Below are 19,186 nucleotides of genomic sequence, written 5' to 3'. Positions count from 1 at the left end.
GGTCTGGGGGAAGGGGAGGAAAGAACCCTTTTCAAAGGGTTTTCCTCCCCTTCCCCCGGCCGCCGGAGGCAAAAAAAATCAAAGGGGGCGGTTTACCGCCCCCTTTGATTATCAGGCTGATGCTCCTCCTCAGGCCGTGGCGAAGCCGAGGATGCGTTTGAGGGGTTTGACCCAGATGAAGCTGAGGAACCAGGCGTAGACGAATACGGTGACGGTGATGATGCTGAACCAGATGATGATGTCCCGGGTAGGCGCATCCAGGGAGAAGGCCGGGACGTAGGCGAAGAGGAACGGCGCCAGGTACAGGAACTTGGCGAACTTGAACGAGGTGAAGGCGGTGCGCCACATGTTGGCCCCGGCGATGGTCGCGCCCGCGAAGGCGGCGATGCAGACCGGCGGGGTGATGTTGGAGTCCTGGGACAGCCAGTAGACGATCATGTGCGCGGCCACCTCGTTGACGCCCAGGTGGGTCAGGGCCGGGACCGCGACCACGGCGGTGATCAGGTAGGCGGCGGTGACCGGCACGCCCATGCCGAGCACGAGCGAGGCCAGGGCGATGAGCACGATGGTCATGACCAGGTTGCCGTGGGCCAGTTCGATGACGATGTCGGCGAAGGTCAGGACCAGGCCGGAGTAGGTCAGCACGCCGATGATGATGCCGATGACGCCCACGGTGGCGCCGATCTTGAGGGAGTTGATGGTCCCCTCGCGCGAGGCGGCCACGAACCCGCCCAGCTCGCTCTTCAGCCCGGCCACGGTCTGCCTACGCCAGGCGAACACGGCGGCCGAGACGATCAGGCCGTAGAGGAGCAGGATGCGCCCGGACAGGAACGGCCGGACGGCTGCGGCGGCTTCTGGGCCGCCGGTCTTGGCGACGAGTTTGACCACCCAGGGGCACAGGACCATGAAGGTCATGATCACGAGCAGGGTCGGATCGATGCGCTGGCCCTCGTCCTTGAAGGACAGGCCGATGCAGGCGGCCAGGCCGACGATGGCCGAGTAACCGGGCGAGTATCCCGCGAGCATGAAGATGGTGATCATGATGAGCGGCAGGGTGTAGAGCCATTCCTTGCGCAGGATCTCCATGGCGCTGAGCTTGTAGCGTTCGCCCACGATGTTGTTCTTCTTGGCCTCGTAGTGGACCATGACGAAGACCGAGAAGAAGTACATGATGGCCGGGAAGATGGCGATGAGCATGATGCGGGAGTAAGGCAGGCCGGTCATTTCGGCCATGATGAAGCCGCCCGCGCCCATGATCGGGGGCATGAACATGCCGCCGATGGAGGCGGCGGGCTCGATGCCGCCCGCCACGTGGGGCTTGAACCCGGCCTTCTTCATCATCGGGATGGTGAAGGTGCCGGTGGACACGGTGTTGGCGATGGCCGAGCCGGAGATGGACCCGAACAGGCCCGACGCGATGACCGAGACCTTGGCTGGGCCGCCGACCTTGTGGCCCACGGCGGCCAGGGGAAAGTCGATGAAGAACCGCTGGGCCCCGCATTTTTCCAGGAAGGCCCCGAAGAGCACGAACAGGATGATGTAGGTGGCCAGGACGTTGGCCATGATGCCGAACACGCCGTCCGAGCGGTAGAAGATGGAGGTGCACAGGTCCGGGAAGCTCGCGCCCGCGTGGGCGATGAGTTCGGGCATGTGCGCGCCGTACATGCCGAACAGGAGCATGAGCACGCCGATGATGACGAAGATGTTGCCGACCACGCGGCGGGCCAGTTCGATGCCCAGCAGCACGCCGATCATGGCCATCCACTTGTCCAGGTCGTTCTCGATGCCGGTGCGGTAGTTGATGGCTTCGAAATTCAGTATCCAGTAGCCCACGGAGACCAGCGAGGCCAGCATGAGCAGGTAGTCGATGATCCGGGTGATCAGGTGCCTGGACTTGTAGAGCAGGAAGACGAGGATATACGTGATGATGACGTAGATGCCCCGGTGATATTGGGTTGCCGCCGGTTCGAAGATGGCCGACCAGGAGTAGAACAGGACCATGGCCACCGACAGGAAGTCAAAGAGGAATTGCTCGAATCTGTTTAATTTTTCGTACATTGCGCGCTCTCGGCCGCCCTGGCGGGCAGCGGTTGGAAAATGGGCCGCGTTGGGCCGGACCGTTCGCCGGACGCCCGTGACGGGAGACCGGACCAGGTTCCGTGCGGGGCGGATCGGTTCGATGCGCGCGGACCCGGCGGCCGGGACCTGGGTACGCCGGGAACGCGCGATACGGGCGGGCCGCGCGGCCCGCCCGTGCACGATGTCGGGAGCGGGGGCCTACTTCAGGACGCCCATTTCCTTCCAGAACTTCACCGCACCGGGGTGCAGGGGAGTCGCTTCGGGATTCACGCCCTTGAGGCCGTCGGCCACGCTCATGGCCTTGAAGGTCTTCTTCTGCTCGACCATGTGCTTGAGGCCCGCTTCGGACCAGATGGCCTTGAGCAGCTGGTAGACGTCCTCGGCCGGCACGTCGGCGTTGGCCACGAGCAGCGCGGAATCGAAGAAGGAGGGGGTGTCGTGGTCCACCCCGCGGTAGGTGCCCGCCGGGATGACCAGCTTGCCGAAGTAGGGATAGGCCTTGAAGTAGCCGGACTTTTCCGCGTCGGCGCCGACGTCGACCAGGTCGATGTCGTTGGTCTGCGCGGCCATGATCACGGCCCCGGACGGGTAGGCGGTCAGCAGCCAGAAGGCGTCGAGCTGTTCGTTGCCGAAGGCCTGGGCCGCGTCGTTGTAGCCCATGGCGTTGCGCTCGATCTTGTCCCAGATGCCCAGGTGGGTGAAGAACCGTTCGCAGTTGGCGAACGCGCCGGAACCGGCGTTGCCCACGCCGACCTTCTTGCCGGCCAGGTCCATGGCGGACTTGATGCCCGAGCCCTTGCGGACGACCAGCTGGGCGGGCGCGCCGTAGAGGTAGCCCACGGTCAGGACGTTCTGGTACGTGTTCGGGTCGCCGGTCAGCTTGCCGTTGCGGCCGAGGTAGACCTCACCCGCGTACACGGTGCCGAAGGCGCAGCGGCCCGCGTTGACCGTGCGCAGGTTTTCGGTGGAGCCGCCCGAGGACTGGGCCTTGATGGAGAAATTGGGGTTGTCCTTGATGGGGCCGAAGACCTGGATGGCGTTGGCGACGATCTGGAACGTACCGCCGGCCGGACCGCCGCCGAACACGTAGCGTTTCTTGGCCTGCGCACTGAAAGACATGCCGAAAACTAGGGCAAGGGCAAAGACCAGGATGTAAATCCGTTTCATGTTTCCTCCTAAGGAACCACAGAAGTTAATGAGGACCGCAACTTTTTTTACCATCCGCATGATCATGCGCGGTAAAACACACCCCCGAGGGGAATACTATTCCACTCGGTATCCTATTGTTGCACAGAACGACAAATATTTCAACGCAATTCTCCGGTGGTGTGGTTCTCACTGCCTGATTTAATTATCTTTTATATAACCGGTTCTTATGTTTCCGGCGGCGGTGGATCCCGGCCGCCCGGGGCTGCGGCGGGGAGGAATACGCCTTTTGACATCCCCCGGCGGTGTGGTACATGCCTCGTCGTCAACGCCCAAGGAGGGTACCCATGTTGGATAAGCTCGTGGTGGTCCTGTTCCGCCCCAAATACCCGGAAAACATCGGCTCCGTGGCCCGCGCCTGCCTGAACATGGGCGTGTCCGAGCTGGTCGTGGTCGATCCGTACAACTTCAACATGGACAAGGCCCTGCCCCTGGCCACGGCCCACGCCCGGCACATCCTCGAATCCGCGCGCATCGTGGACACGCTGGAACAGGCCGTGGACGGCTGCACCGCCGTGTTCGGGACCACGGCCCGCACCGGGGGCTGGCGCAAGGGGATCATGAGCCCGGACACCCTGGCGGGCGTGGTGGACGAGCGGCTGCGCACCGGCGGCCGGGTGGCCGTGGTCTTCGGCCCGGAGGACAAGGGCCTGACCAATGAGGAGACCTCCATCTGCTCAGGCCTGGTGACCATCCCAACCAGCCGCGAGGGCACCTCCCTGAACCTGGCCCAGGCCGTGGTCGTGGTCCTGTACGAGTGCTTCAAGCGCTCCCTGGCCGAACCGTTCACCCCGGACGGCCCGCCCGAGGAGCGGCCGACCACGGTCAAGGAGCAGGAGGCCCTGTTCTCCAATCTCCAGGAGACCCTGCTGTCCATCGACTTCCTCAAGGACGACAACCCGGACTACTGGATGCTCCCGGTGCGCCGCTTCTTCAGCAAGATCAACCTGAAGCGCAACGAGTTCAACTTGCTCATGGGGGTCTGCCGCCAGGTGCGCTGGTTCGTGGACAGGTACGGGCCCGAAGGAAAAGACGGCGCGAAGTAGCGCCCGCCTAGAACCCCGCGAAAATGCCCGCGAAAAAGCCCTGCCGGATTGCGTCCGGCAGGGCTTTTTTCGCGTCGGTCGGGCCGTTCGTCCTATTGGTCCGGGGGGCAGTTGCGACGCGCCCGCTCCAGCTTCTCGCGGGTCTGCTCGGCGGTCTTGTCGGTGCGCTGCTTGAGCAGGTCCTGGGCCAGGCCCGCGCTCATGGGCTCGTGGAAGTAGAAGCCCTGGACGCAGTTGCAGGAGAGGTTGAGCAGGGAGCAGAGCTGCTCCGGTTCCTCCACGCCCTCGGCCACCACGTTGAGGTCCAGGGAATGGCCCAGGGCGATGACCGCCTTGACGATCTCCATGTTCTCCGGGTCGGTGCGCATGCGCGAGATGAAGGTCCGGTCCACCTTGAGGGTGTCCACGGGCAGCTGCTGGAGCTGGGACAGGGAGGAGTAGCCGGTGCCGAAGTCGTCGATGGAGAAGCGCACCCCGGCCTTCCTGAGCCGGTTCAGGATGCGCAGGGAGGACTCGGGGTTGCCCATGATGGAGGACTCGGTGATCTCCAGCTTGAGGCAGGAGGGCGGCAACCCGTACCGCTCCAGGAGCCTGACCACGATCTTGTCCAGGTCGGTGCGCGCGAACTGCTTGCTGGAGAGGTTCACGCACATGAAGATGTCGTCCGCGCCGTCGGTCTCGTTGCGCCATCCGGCCAGGGTCCGCAGGGCCTGTTGCAGGACCCACTCGCCCAGCTCGATGATCAGCCCGGACTCCTCGGCCATGGGGATGAACTCGGCGGGCGGGATGGCCCCCCGGTCCGGGTGGTTCCAGCGGGCCAGGGCCTCGAAGCCGACGACGTCCGATCCGGCCAGGTCCATGATAGGCTGGTAGACCACGTGGAATTCGTCGTTGGTCAACCCGCGCCGCATGTCGTTTTCCAGCGTGAGCTGGTCCACGGCGGTCTCGAGCATGCGCTCGGTGAAGACCTTGAAGCGGTTGCGCCCGGCCTCCTTGGCGCGGTGCATGGCGATGTTGGCGTGCTGGAGCACGTCCGCGGCCTTGCCGTCCACCACCGGGCTTAAGACGATGCCGAAGCTGGCCGTGGTCTGGACCTCGTTGCCGTTGAAGCGGAAGGGCTCGGACAGCCGTCTGCGCACGCGCTTGATGATCCGGATGGCCTCGCCCGGGCTGGACAGCTCGTCCAGGAGCAGGACGAACTCGTCGCCGCCGAACCGCGAGACCGTGTCCAGGAGGCGCATCTCGCCGGTCAGGCGGATGGCCGTCTCGGTCAGGACCATGTCGCCGAAGCGGTGGCCCAGGGAGTCGTTGATGATCTTGAAGCGGTCGAGGTCCAGGAAGACGACGGCGAAGAAGTAGTTCTCGCGGCGCTTGGCCCGGCGCATTGCCTGGCCCAGGCGGTCCAGGCAAAGGGTGCGGTTGGCCAGGTTGGTCAGGGGGTCGTGCAGGGCCTGGTGGCGGAGCTGCTCCTCCATGGCCTTGCGGTCGGTGATGTCGCGGAAGCTCAGGCGCATGCCCAGCGGTTTGCCGCCGATGCCGGACACGGACCGGCCGACCACGCCGAGCCAGCGGGTCTTGCCGTCCGCGGTCAGGATGCGGAAGTCCAGCGAGTCGCCCCGGTCGGAATCGGCCTCCACCAGGTAGGCGTCCCAGGCGTCCTGGTCGTCCCGGAGGACGATCTCGCGGATCAGGCCCGGGGTCTCGAAGAACCGTTCGGGCGGGTAGCCGGTGATCCGCAGGCAGGCCGGGGAGCAGTAGTGGACGGTTCCGTCCGTGCCGACCCAGACCTCCCAGTCGTAGCCGAAGTCCGCGATGGTCCGGTAGCGCTCCTCGCTCTCCTGGAGTACGCGCACGAGCTTTTCCCGCTGGCCCTGGATTTGGGCCTTCTTCTTTTCGATGATGCCTGCCTGGCGGATGACGTACAGGGAGAGCAGGGCGCTGAGCAGCAGAATGCCCAGGAAGATCAAGGCCACGTGGTTGCGGTACACGCTGATTTCGGAGTGCACGTCGTCCGTGTACAGCCCGGTGCCGATGACCCAGCCCCAGGGGGCGAACAGGCGCACGTGGGACAGCTTGCGGGCGATGCGGTCGGGCCGGTCCTGCCACTGCCAGTAGTAGTCCACGAAGGCGTCCTGGGTCTTCTTGGCCGCCTGCACGAACTCCATGAAAACCCGCTTGCCCTCCTTGTCCCGGTAGTCGGTCAGGTCCTGGCCGTCCAGGTCGGACCGGTACGGGTGCATGATCATGCGCGGGGTCAGGTCCGTGATCCAGAAGTAGTCCTTGGCGTCCGGTCCGTAGCGTGTCTCCTTGACGAACTCCGCGCCGAGCCGCTTGGCGTAATCCAGGGTGATTTCGCCCCGCTCGGCCATCTCGTTCAGGTGGGCCAGGGTGCCGACCACGGTGTCCGTGATCTCCACGACCTTTTCCTTCTGGGCGTGGAGCAGGGCCTCCTGGATGGAAGGCAGGAGATACAGGAAGATGGAACCGGCGAAGAGCAGCAGCATCATCGCCGAGGGCAGCAGGACCCTGGTGGGGGCGTATTTGAGGTAGTGCGCGGTCTTGTCCTGCACCATGTTCACGGGCCGTCCTGTTCAGAGTGTCTGATAATCGCACTCTCCATATAGCGTAGAACCGGGAAAAAAGGAAACAGGTTAGAGCGGTTGTTTTCATCCCGCCCTGATCGGTTCGATCGGGAGGGGGAAATCAGTACGGGAAGAGGGGCGCGCGGACCACGGTGACCTGGTTCCGGCCGCCGTTCTTGGACGCGGCCAGGCCGGACTGGAGGCGCTGCATGAAGCTCTCGGCGCTGTCGTCCTCCTCGGCCTGGGCCACGCCCAGGGAGAGGAACACGCGGATCTTGCCGCCGAAGATCTTGTGGCCCACGAGCATGCGCAGCTTTTCGGCCACGATGGCGGCCCGGTCGATGTCGGTGTGCGGGCAGAGGATGATGAACTTGCCGCCGTGCCAGCGGAACAGGAAGTCGTTGGTCCGCAGCTTCGTGTTCAGGAAGTGGGCCAGGTTGGCCAGGAGGCGGTCCCCGGCGGAGTAGCCGTGGGCCTGATTGATGGTCCGGAACCCGTCCAGGTCGAGCATGATCCCGGACAGGTCCAGGCCGTAGCGCCGGACGTTGCCCAGCTCCCGGGTCATGATCTCCTCGAACTTGCCCCGGTTGTAGGCCTGGGTCAGGGCGTCCAGGACCGTCAGGCGCTCCAGCTGTTCGGCCAGCTCTTCGGCCCGGTCCGCGTCCCGTCCCATGCGGGCCAGGACCTTCTTGCCCACGAGCAGCCCCTGGGCCGCGAGGACGAAGAACCCGGCCACCATGCACAGGTAGGCCAGCTGCATGAGCCGGGCGTGGTCCCCGGCCGGATTGAGGCGCAGCGTGTAGACCATCCCGAAGCAGACGCACAGCAGCGCGGCCAGGGCCAGGATGCTCGCGGCGTACAACGCCTTGTAGCGCGACTTCAGTCTGTTGGGAGCGGAGCGGTCCGTGGTCATGCGGGATGTCGGCCTATTTCAGGACGCCCTCGTAAGTGTAGTAGAGGCTGCCGGTGTCCTTGTCGTTGTCGTAGTCCAACTCGATGGAGAAGTCCGGCCACATCCAGCCGTAGCGGAAGCCGATGCCCCGGCCCGCGCCGTAGCGCTGCATGAGCATGTCCTTGAGGAAGAACTGGTTGACCCTGCCCTTGTAGGCGATGCCCACGCGGTAGAGCTTGTCCTTGTTGAAGTAGTAGGCCACGGACATGATCTCGGCCTTGCCGAAGGTCATGGACTCGTCGCGTTTGAAGTAGGTGTTCTGGAAACCCGGTTCCTGAACCGGAACCAGCCCCTCGGTCTTGGACAGAAGGGTGCCCCAGGCCAGGCCTCGGAAGCCGGTGGGGTGGGGGGCCTGGACATAGTCGGAGGCCAGGGCCGGGACGGCCGCGGCCGTCAGCACGATCAGCATTGTCAGGGCGCGCAGTGTGTTCATTGCCGGTATCTTCTCTCCGGAGTGAGGGTATGGAAACATCCAGACTGAAAGCATTGTACGGATTTACAGGTGAAAAGCAAGAAGCGGGATGACCCCGTTTCCTTCCGCCGCAGGCTCGCGCCGCGCTGGTCCGCCGCTTTCGGGGGCCGACTGCGGATTGTCAGCCCACGACCGGATGTGGTATCGGATGGCAAGCGAAGGAGACGCCCATGAAACGATTGGCAGCATTCGCCCTGGTCCTGGCCCTTTTCGCGTGCAGCGGCCAAGGCCCCGAGGCCAAGCGCCTCGAGGCCCTGGAGGCCGAGGTCAAGGCCCTGCGGCAGGAGGCCGGGGAGCGCGAGAAGGCGTTCCAGGAGGAGCTTGCCCAGGTGCGCAAGAACCTTGAGGACATCCGTTCGCTGCTCGAAAATGGGGCCGGCCGCGACACGGCAGGCGGGGCCGCCGAATCCGGCGCGCCCACGGACAAGGAGCTGGACGACAAGGCCAAGTCCTTTGTGGGCGAGAACCTCGACCGGCTCATGGAACTGACCCGCAAGCTCCTGGACAAGATGGAGTCCGAGTTGGACGACAAGCCCCAGGCAACCGAGGAACCGCCCGTCAAGGGCGACCAAATCTGATGGAGACGATTCGATGAGGACATATATGAAATGGCCGCTGACGGCGGCCCTGCTTCTGGCCGTGGCCCTGGCCGCGGGCTGCGCCGCCGGCAACGCCATCAAGCTGAAATACGCGCTGATTTCCACCGATACGCCGTGCGTCGGCGACATCACGGTCTTCCGCTTCGAGGACAAGCGCCCTGTCTCCGCACTGGGCAAGACCACGGACAATGAGGCCATCACCTCCCTGTCCGACGTGGCCGAGTGGGTCGGCTGGGCCCTGTTCGACGAATTGGAGAACGCCGGATGCAAGCCCAAGTACCGGACCGCCATCATCGCCCCGGACGACGAACTGGTCGTCACCGGCCAGGTCCTGGAGCTGACCCTGAACCAGACCGGCGTGACCACCTACAAGGGCCGCATTTCGGTGCGCATCGAGGTCTCCCGAGGCGGGCAGACCCTGCACGCCGAGAAGTACACCAGCGAGGTGGAGGATGTGGTCGTGCCCGGTTATTCCTCGGAGTCCGACATCCTGGCCGAGGCCCTGCGCGGGGTCATGTACGAGGCCATTCCGGCCATCGCCGAGGCGGCCAAGAAGTAGTCCGGCCGCGCCCGTTTTTCCCGGTTCACCGGGTCTCTAGCCCCCTCTGAGGAGCATCTATGTTTGCCGACAAGGATATCTGCAAGCGCTGCGGCGCGTGCCTGGACGAGTGCCCGTTCGACCTCATCGTCGAGGACGGCGAGGGCTTTCCCAAGCTCCGGCCCGCAGCGAAGAAGACGTGCATCAACTGCGGCCACTGCGTGGCCGTCTGCCCGGTGGGGGCCGTGACCCTGCCCGAGATGCCCGCCGTGACCGCCGGTCTGGCCCCGGCCCAGTGCGCCATGTTCGACCGAAGCCCCAAGCTGACCCCGGCCCAGGCCGACCAGTTCCTGTCCGGGCGGCGCTCGGTGCGCACCTACCGCGACAAGGTCGTGCCCGAGGAGGTCCTGACCCATCTCTTTTCCGTGTCCTCGTTCGCGCCCAGCGCCAAGAACGGCCAGCCCGCGCAGTGGATCGTCACCCGCACGCCCCAGGCCACCCGCCGCCTGGCGGGCATGACCGTGGAGTACATGGCCACCAACTCGATCATGCCCGGCGTGGTCAAGAACTGGGAGCGCGGCGTGGACAAGATCCTGCACGGCGCGCCCCACGTGGCCGTGGCCCACGCCCCGGAGGACGGCTTCAATCCGGCCGAGGATTGCGCCCTGGCCGCCGCCTACCTCGAACTCGCGGCCCACGCCCACGGCCTGGGCGCCTGCTGGGCCGGCTTCCTCATGGAGGTCGCCGAGGGCTGCTGCAACATCAGAAGGGAATTGGGCATCCCCGAAGGCCACGGCGTCTATGCTGCCTTGATGCTGGGATATCCGAAGTACCGCTACAGGCGCATCCCCACCCGGCGCACCGTCGAGATCGACTGGCTGGAGTAGCGGGGGGCGGAAGCCTTGTGCCAGCGCTGTAAAAGAGCCGCTGCCGAGTGCTGACGCACCCGATTCGCTCCAGTCTTTGGCCGTGCGTCCACCTTGCAGAAAGGCAAGTGCCGCGCCCGATGCAGTATCGGGCGCGGCACTTGCCTTTCTGTGGAGATGTTTTCCTTCCCCCCCTCTTTGGAACGCTTTCGGGGCGTCCACGCCCCGAACCGCGGCTCTCCGCGCTCTGGATAGGTTCGGAAGAGTGGGTCAGCTGTGCATTTTCCGAGGGTCCGCCTGATCGCAGCGTACTCCCTGAACGTGAGGATCAGGCAGGCCCTCGGAAAATGTGCAGATGGCCCGCTATCCCGAGCCGCTGAGTCTTCGGGCGCAAAAAAAAGGCCCCTGACGGGGCCCCAACTAACGCGGTCGCTCGGACTAGATGTCGAGCAGCGCAGCCTTGATGTTCTTGCGTCCGAACTCCTTGGCTCTCGACTCGTCCCACATGAAGATGTCGATGCGCTGATGGTAACGCTTGTTCATGAGGTCGTTGATCTCGAAGATGCCGAGGCCCTCGATGCGGACCTTGCGGCCGAAGACCCAGCCCTGGTCGAAGAGGTCGCGGGAAACGGCGATGGTGCCGGAGCGGACCTTGCGCATGGAGGCGGCGATGAGCGGATCCTCGTCGCATTGATCGGTGGAGGGATTGTAGGCGGTCACGGTGACCGTCCGTACCGGGGACATGTTCTTGGCCTTTTGCAGGAGGCGGGCCTCCTCGACCATGATCTTGCGCGCCGCTGCGGTCTTTTCGACCAGCTCGAGGCGGTGGGTCAGGTCGTCGATCTTCTGCTGCTTGACGACCACAACCACCGCCATGATCACCAGGGTCGCGCACAGGACCGGGGTGACGGTGTAGTTGAAGAGTATTCGCATAAGGATTGCTCCTTGTTGTTTAAGGTCCGAGGCATATAATGACCGCCCAAAACCTTGTCAACGCCTAAGACTTTTCGATGCAGGGCGCACGCTGTGGCGCTGTTATTCACTGAATTTACACGACAATCTGTGCCATCGGGCTCTCGATGCGGAGGGCCCATCGGGAGAGACGCCTGGAATAACAGCGCCTTGCGGCAGGTGCATTTTTGCCCATTAAATTATTTCTTGATATAGAATATCGCTTTGAATATAGTGAACGCGAAAATGAACGGTGTTGCGCATTTTATCAAGGATACAAATGGATTCGACGACTTTCAGAGTGCTTCCGGTGGACCGGGGGGAAGCCTGCCTGCTGACCTCGCGCCGGGGGGCGTATCTCTTTGACGGGGGCAGCCTGGCCGGGAATCTGCCCCGGCTGCTCCGGGAGCGGCGGGTCGGCAGATTGCGGGCCGTGGTGTGCACGTCCGCGTCGGCCGGGCGGCTCGGGGGCATCCTGGATCTCATGGACAGCGGCTATCCGGTGGGCGAGTACTGGCTGCCGGAGGGGCTGCGCGACCTGGCCCTGGCGGCGAGCGGGTTCGACGGCGGGTTTCCGGACTGGCTGATCCGGTGCGGCTGGCCCGTGCCGGTGGAGGCCTCCTTTCCCGTGCCCGGCACCCTGCCGCCGGTCGGTGGTGGCCATCCCCTGGCCGCCGGTGCGAAGCTGGCCCTGCTCGGGGCGGCCGCGTGCACGGGCCGGTTGCCGTCCCGGCCCCGGCCGATGACGCCGCCCGCGACCTTCTCGGCGGTGGCGGAGCTGCTCCTGGAGCGGGCGGCGGGCTCAATCGGAGGCGACCTCCTGCCGCTCTGCCTGGATGCTCTGGCACGGGACGCGGCCGGCGGGCCCGAGGCGCGGGCCGTGCTCTGCGGCAGGCTGCTGACCCACCAGACCGAGGGGCTGGCCGTGTCCCGCCGCCGGGTGGCCCGTGAGGTGGCCGGGACCCTGGCCCTGGCCGTGGCCGCCGAGGGGCTGCTGGCCCGGGGCGGTGTCCGGGTGCGCTGGTTCCGGCAGACCGGACGGCTGGAGGAGCATCTGGTGCCCCGGCACCCGGTCATGTGCCTGAACGGCCTGCCCGCGCCCGACGGGCCCGGCTCGCCGGGCCGCGTGTCGGCGGCGGGCCTGTTACAGGCGGTCCGGCGGCTGAACGCGCCCGCCACCGGCCTGGCTTTCCGCTACGGCGACGCGGACTGCGGCGCGCTGATCTGCGGCAACTCGGCCCTCGCCTTTCTGGGGCGGCGGGCGGCCCTGCCCCTGACCCGGCCCACGGTGATCACGGCCCCGCAACAGGGCGGCCCGGGCGGGGAGGAGGCCTACGGACGCATCCGGTCCGCCGATCCCTCGGCCGACGTGTGGGTGCGCTCGCACGATTCGCCCGCCCGGCGGGTGGCCGAAGGGTTTCGGCGGCAAGCGGTCCGCTGCTGCCTGCGCGACTGCCGGGACAGGACCGTGTGGGAGATTCTGCTCGCCTTTGACCGGGGCCGGTGGAAGCGGCGGCCGGACGGCGCCTGTACCTGTGTTTGAGGCTGTTTTCGCCTGTTCTGGCCTCTCTGGGGCGGGAAAAGGCCTTTTCAACCCCTTTCGCGGATGGTAGATTGAAAAATCTAATGGAACCGAAGGGGGGAACAATGACGCGGGATTTGTTCGACACCGATCAGTTCCTGTCCAGCCTGGCGTATGACCGGGAGCTGGCCATGGAGCTCATCGATGCCTTTCTTGAGGATTGTCCGAGACGCGTGGCGGAGTTGACTATGGCCCTGGATGACGGGGATATCATCCAGGGAACCAAGCTGGCCCATTCCCTCAAGGGAATGTGCGGCGTGGTCCGAGCCGACGAACTGGGCCGATTGGCCCTGGAAATGGAACACGCCGGGCGCAACGGGAACCTGGAACTTGTGCGCGACCGGCTGGGCATGTTCACCGGGAACCTGGACCAGGTCCGGGATCTCATGGTCCTTTTCCGGGACAACGGCTGAACCGGTAGCCGAAACAAAAAAAGGCCTGTCCTCCATGTGGAGGACAGGCCTTTTCGTGTCTGCGGGAGAGCGGCTACTCGGCGGCCTTCTTGGCCTCGGGCGCGGCCTTGGCGTCGTCCTCGGCGGCCGGGGCGGCCTTTTCGGCAGCCGGAGCGGCCTGCTCGGCGGCCGGGGCTTCGGCCTTGGGCGCTTCAGGCAGGGAGAAGTCCATGGTCACCGCGTTCATGGCGGCCTCGATGTCCTTGGTGATGTCCACGGCTTCGCTGGACGCGATCACGGCCTGCTTGCTCAGGATCAGGGACAGGCCCTTTTCCTTGCGGTAGTTCTCCAGGATCTCGTTGAACTTGGCGTCGACCATGGCGACCACGCGCTGCTGCTCGGCGTTCATGGTGTTCTGCAGTTCGCCCATGGCCAGCTTGTAGGCGGCCACGGTCTCTTCGGTCTGGTTGGCCTGCATGGCCTTGTAGGCGGCTTCGGCTTTCTGCTGCAAGGGCTTGCCCATCTCCTGGAGGTGGGCCATGGCCTCGGTGGCCAGCTTGTTTTCCTTGAAGGCGGCAGCCTCGTCCACAACGCCGACCTTGACCGACGGCTCCTGGTTGCAGGCGCTCAGGCCCAAGGCCAGGATGGCGACGAAGAGCAGGGGAAGAATCCGTTTCATTACTATATCTCCATTGTTTCGTTTGAAGTCACTCTGATCGCGAAGTCGCGCAAGCCTACGCGCGCCGCCGGTATCTGGCAAGGGAAAGATCGGTCGGCCCGGTTCCTCGCCCGCCCGCGTCGAGGCCTTGGCCTGGGTCGAGAAAAGGGCGGTCCGACACGCGCTCCGGCAGGATGTGCCGCGTCCGGAGCTTCGCTTACTCTTCGGAAACATGAAGTTTTCTTAATGGCACACCCCTTGCTCTTTACACTTCCGAGAAGGCGTCGGGAATTTATTGCCGGGAATGGGTATCCCGGTGGTTCCCGCGAATCCGGCAGCGCCGGATCGGAGGAAGTATGAGTTTTGGAAGCATGTATGTGGGCGCCACAGGCGTGATAGCCCACAGCCAGGGCATGCAGGTCCTGGCCAACAACCTGGCCAACGTCGACACCGTCGGCTACAAGCGCTCGAACATCCTGTTCGGCGACTTGATGAGCCAACAGGTGGCCTCGGGCAGCGCCAAGTACGACTCGGAAGCCATGCGCATCAGCCAGATGGGCATGGGCGTGGGCGTGTCCGCGATCCGGGGCATCTTCACCGACGGCCCCCTGTCCTCGTCCACGACATCCACGGACCTGGCCCTGACGGGACAGGGCTTTTTCGGGGTGACCGATTCCTCGGGAGCCATCCGTTACACCCGGGCCGGGGGGTTCCGTTTCGACAACGAGGCCTACCTGGTCAATCCGCAGGGATACCGGTTGCAGGGGTTCGCCTACAATCAGGATACCAAGACCTGGGACACCGCCGTGTCCGACATACAGCTGCCCTACGAGGACATCGTCGTGGACGGCAAGTCCGCTCGCGTGGTCCGCTCCGAACCCCGGGCGACCTCCTCTATCGAGATTGTCACCCAGCTCGACCACTCGGCCACCAGCCAGATTTCCAGCCAGAACAACCCGTTCTTCGCCATGCTCGAGGCGTACAACGCCAACCAGAGCAACGCGGGTTCGCCGTTCGGCAGCGACCGGCCGCAGTATTCCACCTCCATGGACGTGTACGACGAGTTCGGCAACAGCCATAAAATGACCATCTATTTCGACCCGGTGTCCACCACGAACCTGTCCAACGCCACGCCTGGCTACACTTACTGGGAGTACCTCATCGCCATGCCCGGGGAGTCGGACGGCTCGGAGGCCTACGGCACCTCGGCGGCCGGGCTGGCCGGGATGGGGGTCCTGACCTTCAACGACCGGGGGGTGCTGATCAACCAGTCGGCCTACACCCTGGATCCCTCGGCCGCCTCGGGGGCGGGGGGGACCAGCCTCTCCTCCTGGGTCCCGGCGACCTTCAGCGAGGACGGCCTGCCCCAGTTCAACTACGCCTTCGGCAGCAACGGTGCGGCCTTCGGCGAGACCAGCTCCATCAGCTATGATTTCGGCCTCAACTCCACCAGCGGTTCCTGGCGCTCCAGCGGAGGAGGCTCGGCCGCGTCCATCGGCAACCGGGTGGACCTGCTGCCCGAGATGGACAACATGACCCGCGACGCCCGTGTGACCACCAGCTACACAAAGCCGTCCGCCACCCTCTACCATATCCAGGACGGCTACGCCTGGGGGTACCTCAACAGCGTCAGCGTGGACGCGGATGGCGTCATGACCGGCCACTACTCCAACGGCCAGGACGAGGAGCTGTACAAGGTGGCCGTGTACAAGTTCAACAGCCCGTGGGGGCTCAAGCGCGACGGCGGGACCAATTTCCTGGCCACCGACGCCTCGGGCGAGGCCATGCTCGGCACGGCCGGGGAGCGGGGGCGCGGGAGCATCAACCAGAATTCCCTGGAGGAGAGCAACGTGGACATGGCCAAGGAGTTCGCCAACATGATCGTCACCCAGCGCGGCTACCAGGCCAACACCAAGGTCATCACCACAGCGGACACGGTCCTGAACACGCTCATCTCGGTCAAGCGCTAGTCTCTTCCGCAGCATCGCCTTTCGGGGCGCTGTCCGGCCGGTCCGGGCAGCGCCCTTTTTTGCGCCTCGCCTTGAATTCCCCCGGCAAACCGGATAGTCAGAGCAAGATTTCTCAACAAGGAGCATGCCGTGACGGAAACACGCGACGACCGCAGCCCCGAAGCCGTCCTGGACCTGGTCCGGGAGGTGGAGCGGGAGGCCCCCGGCGGGGCCGAAGCGCTATACATGGCCGCCATGCTGGCCGACGCCCCCCTACCCTACGATTTCGCCCTGTCCGTGGACGGCACCCCGCACAACCCGGCCCTGGTCAACCCGGCCGCCGCCTTTTTCGCGGCCACGGCCCTCATGGATCCGCTGGTGGGCCGCGACCTGGTCGTAGCCGACGCGGACCACCAGGTCTTCGCCCTGCCGCCCGGGGTGCGCGACGCCCTGCGCGGATCGCTCGACCGCGAGCAGGCCGCCGAGTGGGCAGGCCGGGCCGTGTACGCCCTGAACCTGGCCCTGCCCGACGCCGACCCGCAGAACTGGCCCCTGGTCGAGTGGCTCATGCCCCACGTCCTGGCCTGCCGCGACCTGGCCGCCGACCTCGGGGTGAACACCGCCGCCGCCAACCGGGTCCTGCACCAGACCGGCTTCTCCCTCTACTACCAGCGCCGCCACCAGGAGGCCGCCGAGCTCCTGGAAGCGGCCATGGCCGTGGACGTGGCCCTCAAGGGCGGACGCCATCCGGACATCGCCGCCGACCTCGAAGGACTGGCCACGGTCTACTGGGCCGGGCAGGACCTGGCCCGCGCCGAGGCCGCGTTCAACGCCTGCCTGGAACTGCAACGCGAGATCTTCACCGAGAACAACCCGGCCACGGCCCCGGTCCTGAACGGGCTGGCCATGGTCAGGCAGGCGCGCGGCGACCTGGCCGGGGCCGAGACCGTCCTGAACGAGTGCCTGGCCGTGCTCCGCGCCTCCAACGAGGAACGCCACCCGGCGGCCGCCTCCTGCCTGCACAACCTGGCCCTGCTCATGGACGCCCTGGACCGCCCGGAAGAGGGGCTGAAGCGCGCCCTGGAGAGCCTGGAGCTGACCACCGCCCTGTACGGCGAGCACCACCCGGAGACTGCGGCGAGCCACAACCTGGCCGGGCTGCTCTTCGAGCGGCTGGGCGAGGACCCCGAGGCCGAGGCCCATTTCCGCAGGAGCCTGTCCATCCGCAGCAGCGCCTACGGCGAGGACCATCCCGAGACCGGCCAGGCCCTGTGCAACCTGGCCCTGTTCCTGGACAGCCGGGGCCGGACCGAAGAAGCCTTCGACTGTTTCGAGCGCGGGTTCGCCGCCTACGAGCGTTCGCTCGAGCCGGGCCATCCGTACATGGAGGATGGGCTGGACAACCTGGTCTCATTCCTGGAACGGACCGCGTCCTCGGATTCGCCCCTGCGCGAACGGGCCGAGGCGCGCCTCAAACTGATCGTGGAGAAAGCGGGCTAGCCATGCATCCGATACTTGCCGTGGGACTGGGGGAAATCCTCTGGGACGTGCTGCCCCGGACCCGTCTGCTGGGCGGCGCGCCCGCCAACTTCGCCTATCACGTCAACGCCCTGGGCGGGGCCGGGGTGCCCGTGTCCCGCGTGGGGGACGACGACCTGGGCCGCGAGGCCCTGTCCCTGCTCGTCTGCCTGGGGCTGAACATCGACGCCGTGTCCCTGGACGAGGACCATCCCACCGGCACGGTGGACGCCCGCGTGGATGCGGACGGCGTGGCCACCTACGTCTTCCCGGACGACGTGGCCTGGGATTTCCTGACCCTGGACCAGTCCGCCCTGACCCTGGCCGCCAACGCGGACGTCGTCTGCTTCGGCTCCCTGGCCCAGCGCGGCGAGGTCTCCCGCCGGGCCGTCCATCATTTCCTGGCCGCGACGAAAAAAGGGCTCAAAATTTTCGACATCAACCTGCGCCAGGACTTCTACTCCGCCGAGATCCTGGCCGCCTCCATGGACGCGGCCGACGTGCTCAAGATCAACGACGCGGAACTCGACGTCGTGACCGGCCTGTTCTCCCTGCCCCAAGGTGAACAGCCCGCCCTGCGCGCCCTCATGGAGCGCCACGACCTCGACCTCGCGGTCCTGACCCGGGGCGACAAGGGCAGCCTGCTCCTGTCCCCGGACACGGTCTCGGACCTGCCCGGCGAACCGGTCGAGGTGGTGGACACCATCGGGGCCGGGGACGCCTTCACCGCAGCCCTGGCGCTCGGCCACCTCAAGCAGTGGCCCCTGGACGAGATCAACCGCTACGCCGCCAAGGTCGCGGCCCACGTCTGCTCACAGCCCGGGGCCATGCCCGAGATGCCCCGGAAATTGCGGCTGGCGTAGGCGGCCTCCGAGAGCGGGGTTGCGGGCGTTGGGGTTGGAGGGGCTCCGAATTTTTCTCTCGTAACTCATCCTCGAATTTGTCGTCAGGCGGCCTGGCTCGGGCGGATGCGTGGACGATACTTGCATCCGGTGCGCAGATTGTGGGCGTGGTGATCGTACTTCTTGTGAAAAAACCAATGAATCCGGATTGGTTCTCGTGGCACGGGCTATGCTCATGTCTGGACGAGATCAAGGCCGAACGGCCGAATATGTGAACAGGCCGTGAGGCTGCAAGGAGGATGAAGCCATGAAGACCACCCTGATGAAGACCGTAATATCGTTGGTGTTGATGCTGTCCCTGCTGGCGGGCTGCCAGACCACCCGGGCGCAGAACGCCGCCGGGATCGGCACCCTGGCCGGGGCCACCCTGGGCGCGTTGACCTTCAAGAACAAGATTTCCGGCGCGGCCATCGGTGCGGGCGTAGGCCTGCTCGCGGGCTATATCGTGGGCAACGAGATGGAAAAGGCCGACCGTGCGCAGCTGTCCAATACCCTCGAGACCACGCCGTCCGGCTACGCCAACGAATGGGTCAACCCCGATACCCGCACCCGCTACGAAGCCATTCCCGAGCCGCCGCGCCAATACAACGACGGCCGCGTGGAACGCGACGTGACCATCAAGGCCCGCATGGCCGACGGCTCCACCCAGACCGTCTACGCCAAGGCCTACCGCCAACCCGACGGCTCCTGGCAACTCGTCCAGTAACCGGGGGGGTGTTGCCTCCGGCGGCCGGGGGAAGGGGAGAGGGGAACCCTTTGGAAAGGGTTTCCCTGTGCAACCGGAAACATGGGTAACACTTCTGCCCGGGTACATGGGTAACACTTTTATTGTTCGTCCACCGGTTCCGGGGGCCTGATCAGGCCCCCGGAACCGGTGGCGGGCAGGACGCCGAG

Annotated in this window: 17 protein-coding genes; 10 read left to right on the top strand and 7 right to left on the bottom strand. The window is 65.6% G+C overall.

The window, feature by feature from the left end; all coding sequences use genetic code 11:
• Positions 1–129: 129 nt before the first annotated feature.
• The gene (locus tag AB6M95_RS16575; protein ID WP_371387857.1) at positions 130–2,058 is read right to left on the bottom strand and encodes a TRAP transporter permease; all 1,929 of its coding nucleotides are present in this window, start codon (positions 2,056–2,058) and stop codon (positions 130–132) included.
• A 219-nt stretch (positions 2,059–2,277) separates the two neighbouring features.
• Entirely contained in the window at positions 2,278–3,246 is a 969-nt protein-coding gene (locus AB6M95_RS16570) for a TAXI family TRAP transporter solute-binding subunit (RefSeq protein WP_371387856.1), read from the bottom strand.
• Positions 3,247–3,572: 326 nt separating this feature from the next.
• Here AB6M95_RS16570 and AB6M95_RS16565 point away from each other — a divergent pair, with 326 nt between their 5' ends.
• A complete protein-coding gene (locus tag AB6M95_RS16565) occupies positions 3,573–4,331 on the top strand; it encodes an RNA methyltransferase (RefSeq protein ID WP_371387855.1) in 759 nt (252 codons plus the stop codon).
• 92 nt (positions 4,332–4,423) lie between these two features.
• On the opposite strand, the gene AB6M95_RS16560 is transcribed toward AB6M95_RS16565, so the two are convergent.
• From AB6M95_RS16560 to AB6M95_RS16550, 3 genes are all read right to left on the bottom strand, one after another.
• Positions 4,424–6,904 carry an EAL domain-containing protein gene (locus tag AB6M95_RS16560; RefSeq protein WP_371387858.1) on the bottom strand — a complete coding sequence of 827 codons (2,481 nt, stop codon included), beginning with the start codon at positions 6,902–6,904 and terminating at the stop codon, positions 4,424–4,426.
• 130 nt (positions 6,905–7,034) lie between these two features.
• A complete protein-coding gene (locus tag AB6M95_RS16555; protein ID WP_371387854.1) occupies positions 7,035–7,826 on the bottom strand; it encodes a GGDEF domain-containing protein in 792 nt (263 codons plus the stop codon).
• 13 nt (positions 7,827–7,839) lie between these two features.
• A complete protein-coding gene (locus AB6M95_RS16550) occupies positions 7,840–8,298 on the bottom strand; it encodes a hypothetical protein (protein ID WP_371387853.1) in 459 nt (152 codons plus the stop codon).
• A gap of 209 nt (positions 8,299–8,507) precedes the next feature.
• On the opposite strand from AB6M95_RS16550, the gene AB6M95_RS16545 reads away from it, so the two are divergent.
• From AB6M95_RS16545 to AB6M95_RS16535, 3 genes are read left to right on the top strand one after another with little or no spacing between them, the layout of a single operon-like run.
• Positions 8,508–8,915, top strand: a complete 408-nt coding sequence (locus AB6M95_RS16545; protein WP_371387852.1) for a hypothetical protein — start codon at positions 8,508–8,510, stop codon at positions 8,913–8,915.
• 25 nt (positions 8,916–8,940) lie between these two features.
• Complete coding sequence (locus AB6M95_RS16540; RefSeq protein ID WP_371387851.1) at positions 8,941–9,495, top strand: hypothetical protein; 555 nt, start codon at positions 8,941–8,943, stop codon at positions 9,493–9,495.
• A gap of 59 nt (positions 9,496–9,554) precedes the next feature.
• Positions 9,555–10,361 (top strand): nitroreductase family protein, encoded by an 807-nt coding sequence (locus AB6M95_RS16535; RefSeq protein ID WP_371387850.1) that lies wholly within the window; start codon positions 9,555–9,557, stop codon positions 10,359–10,361.
• A 417-nt stretch (positions 10,362–10,778) separates the two neighbouring features.
• Here the strand turns inward: AB6M95_RS16535 and AB6M95_RS16530 are convergent, their stop codons facing one another.
• Positions 10,779–11,273, bottom strand: a complete 495-nt coding sequence (locus AB6M95_RS16530) for a 3D domain-containing protein (RefSeq protein WP_371387849.1) — start codon at positions 11,271–11,273, stop codon at positions 10,779–10,781.
• Positions 11,274–11,571: 298 nt separating this feature from the next.
• On the opposite strand from AB6M95_RS16530, the gene AB6M95_RS16525 reads away from it, so the two are divergent.
• Together AB6M95_RS16525 and AB6M95_RS16520 are read left to right on the top strand one after the other, a co-directional pair.
• Positions 11,572–12,834 carry a hypothetical protein gene (locus AB6M95_RS16525; RefSeq protein ID WP_371387848.1) on the top strand — a complete coding sequence of 421 codons (1,263 nt, stop codon included), beginning with the start codon at positions 11,572–11,574 and terminating at the stop codon, positions 12,832–12,834.
• 104 nt (positions 12,835–12,938) lie between these two features.
• The gene (locus AB6M95_RS16520; RefSeq protein WP_371387847.1) at positions 12,939–13,286 is read left to right on the top strand and encodes an Hpt domain-containing protein; all 348 of its coding nucleotides are present in this window, start codon (positions 12,939–12,941) and stop codon (positions 13,284–13,286) included.
• 73 nt (positions 13,287–13,359) lie between these two features.
• Here AB6M95_RS16520 and AB6M95_RS16515 read toward each other — a convergent pair whose 3' ends face one another.
• A complete protein-coding gene (locus AB6M95_RS16515; RefSeq protein WP_371387846.1) occupies positions 13,360–13,944 on the bottom strand; it encodes an OmpH/Skp family outer membrane protein in 585 nt (194 codons plus the stop codon).
• A gap of 335 nt (positions 13,945–14,279) precedes the next feature.
• Between AB6M95_RS16515 and AB6M95_RS16510 the strand changes: the two genes are divergently transcribed.
• The 4 genes from AB6M95_RS16510 to AB6M95_RS16495 all read left to right on the top strand — a co-directional run bounded on the left by AB6M95_RS16510 (position 14,280) and on the right by AB6M95_RS16495 (position 18,998).
• A complete protein-coding gene (locus tag AB6M95_RS16510; protein ID WP_371387845.1) occupies positions 14,280–15,893 on the top strand; it encodes a flagellar hook protein FlgE in 1,614 nt (537 codons plus the stop codon).
• Between the two features lie 129 nt (positions 15,894–16,022).
• Positions 16,023–17,372: a tetratricopeptide repeat protein gene (locus AB6M95_RS16505; RefSeq protein WP_371387844.1), complete on the top strand. Its 1,350-nt coding sequence runs from the start codon at positions 16,023–16,025 to the stop codon at positions 17,370–17,372.
• A gap of 2 nt (positions 17,373–17,374) precedes the next feature.
• On the top strand, positions 17,375–18,253 hold the full coding sequence (locus AB6M95_RS16500) for a carbohydrate kinase family protein (RefSeq protein WP_371387843.1): 879 nt from the start codon (positions 17,375–17,377) through the stop codon (positions 18,251–18,253).
• Between the two features lie 286 nt (positions 18,254–18,539).
• Entirely contained in the window at positions 18,540–18,998 is a 459-nt protein-coding gene (locus tag AB6M95_RS16495) for a YMGG-like glycine zipper-containing protein (protein ID WP_371387842.1), read from the top strand.
• The last annotated feature ends 188 nt before the right edge of the window (positions 18,999–19,186 follow it).

Origin of the sequence: Pseudodesulfovibrio karagichevae (genome assembly GCF_041414475.1) — a bacterium.
Taxonomy (GTDB): domain Bacteria; phylum Desulfobacterota; class Desulfovibrionia; order Desulfovibrionales; family Desulfovibrionaceae; genus Pseudodesulfovibrio; species Pseudodesulfovibrio karagichevae.
The sequence above is the reverse complement of the archived record's forward strand: the minus strand, read 5'-3'. Positions and strand labels throughout refer to the sequence as shown.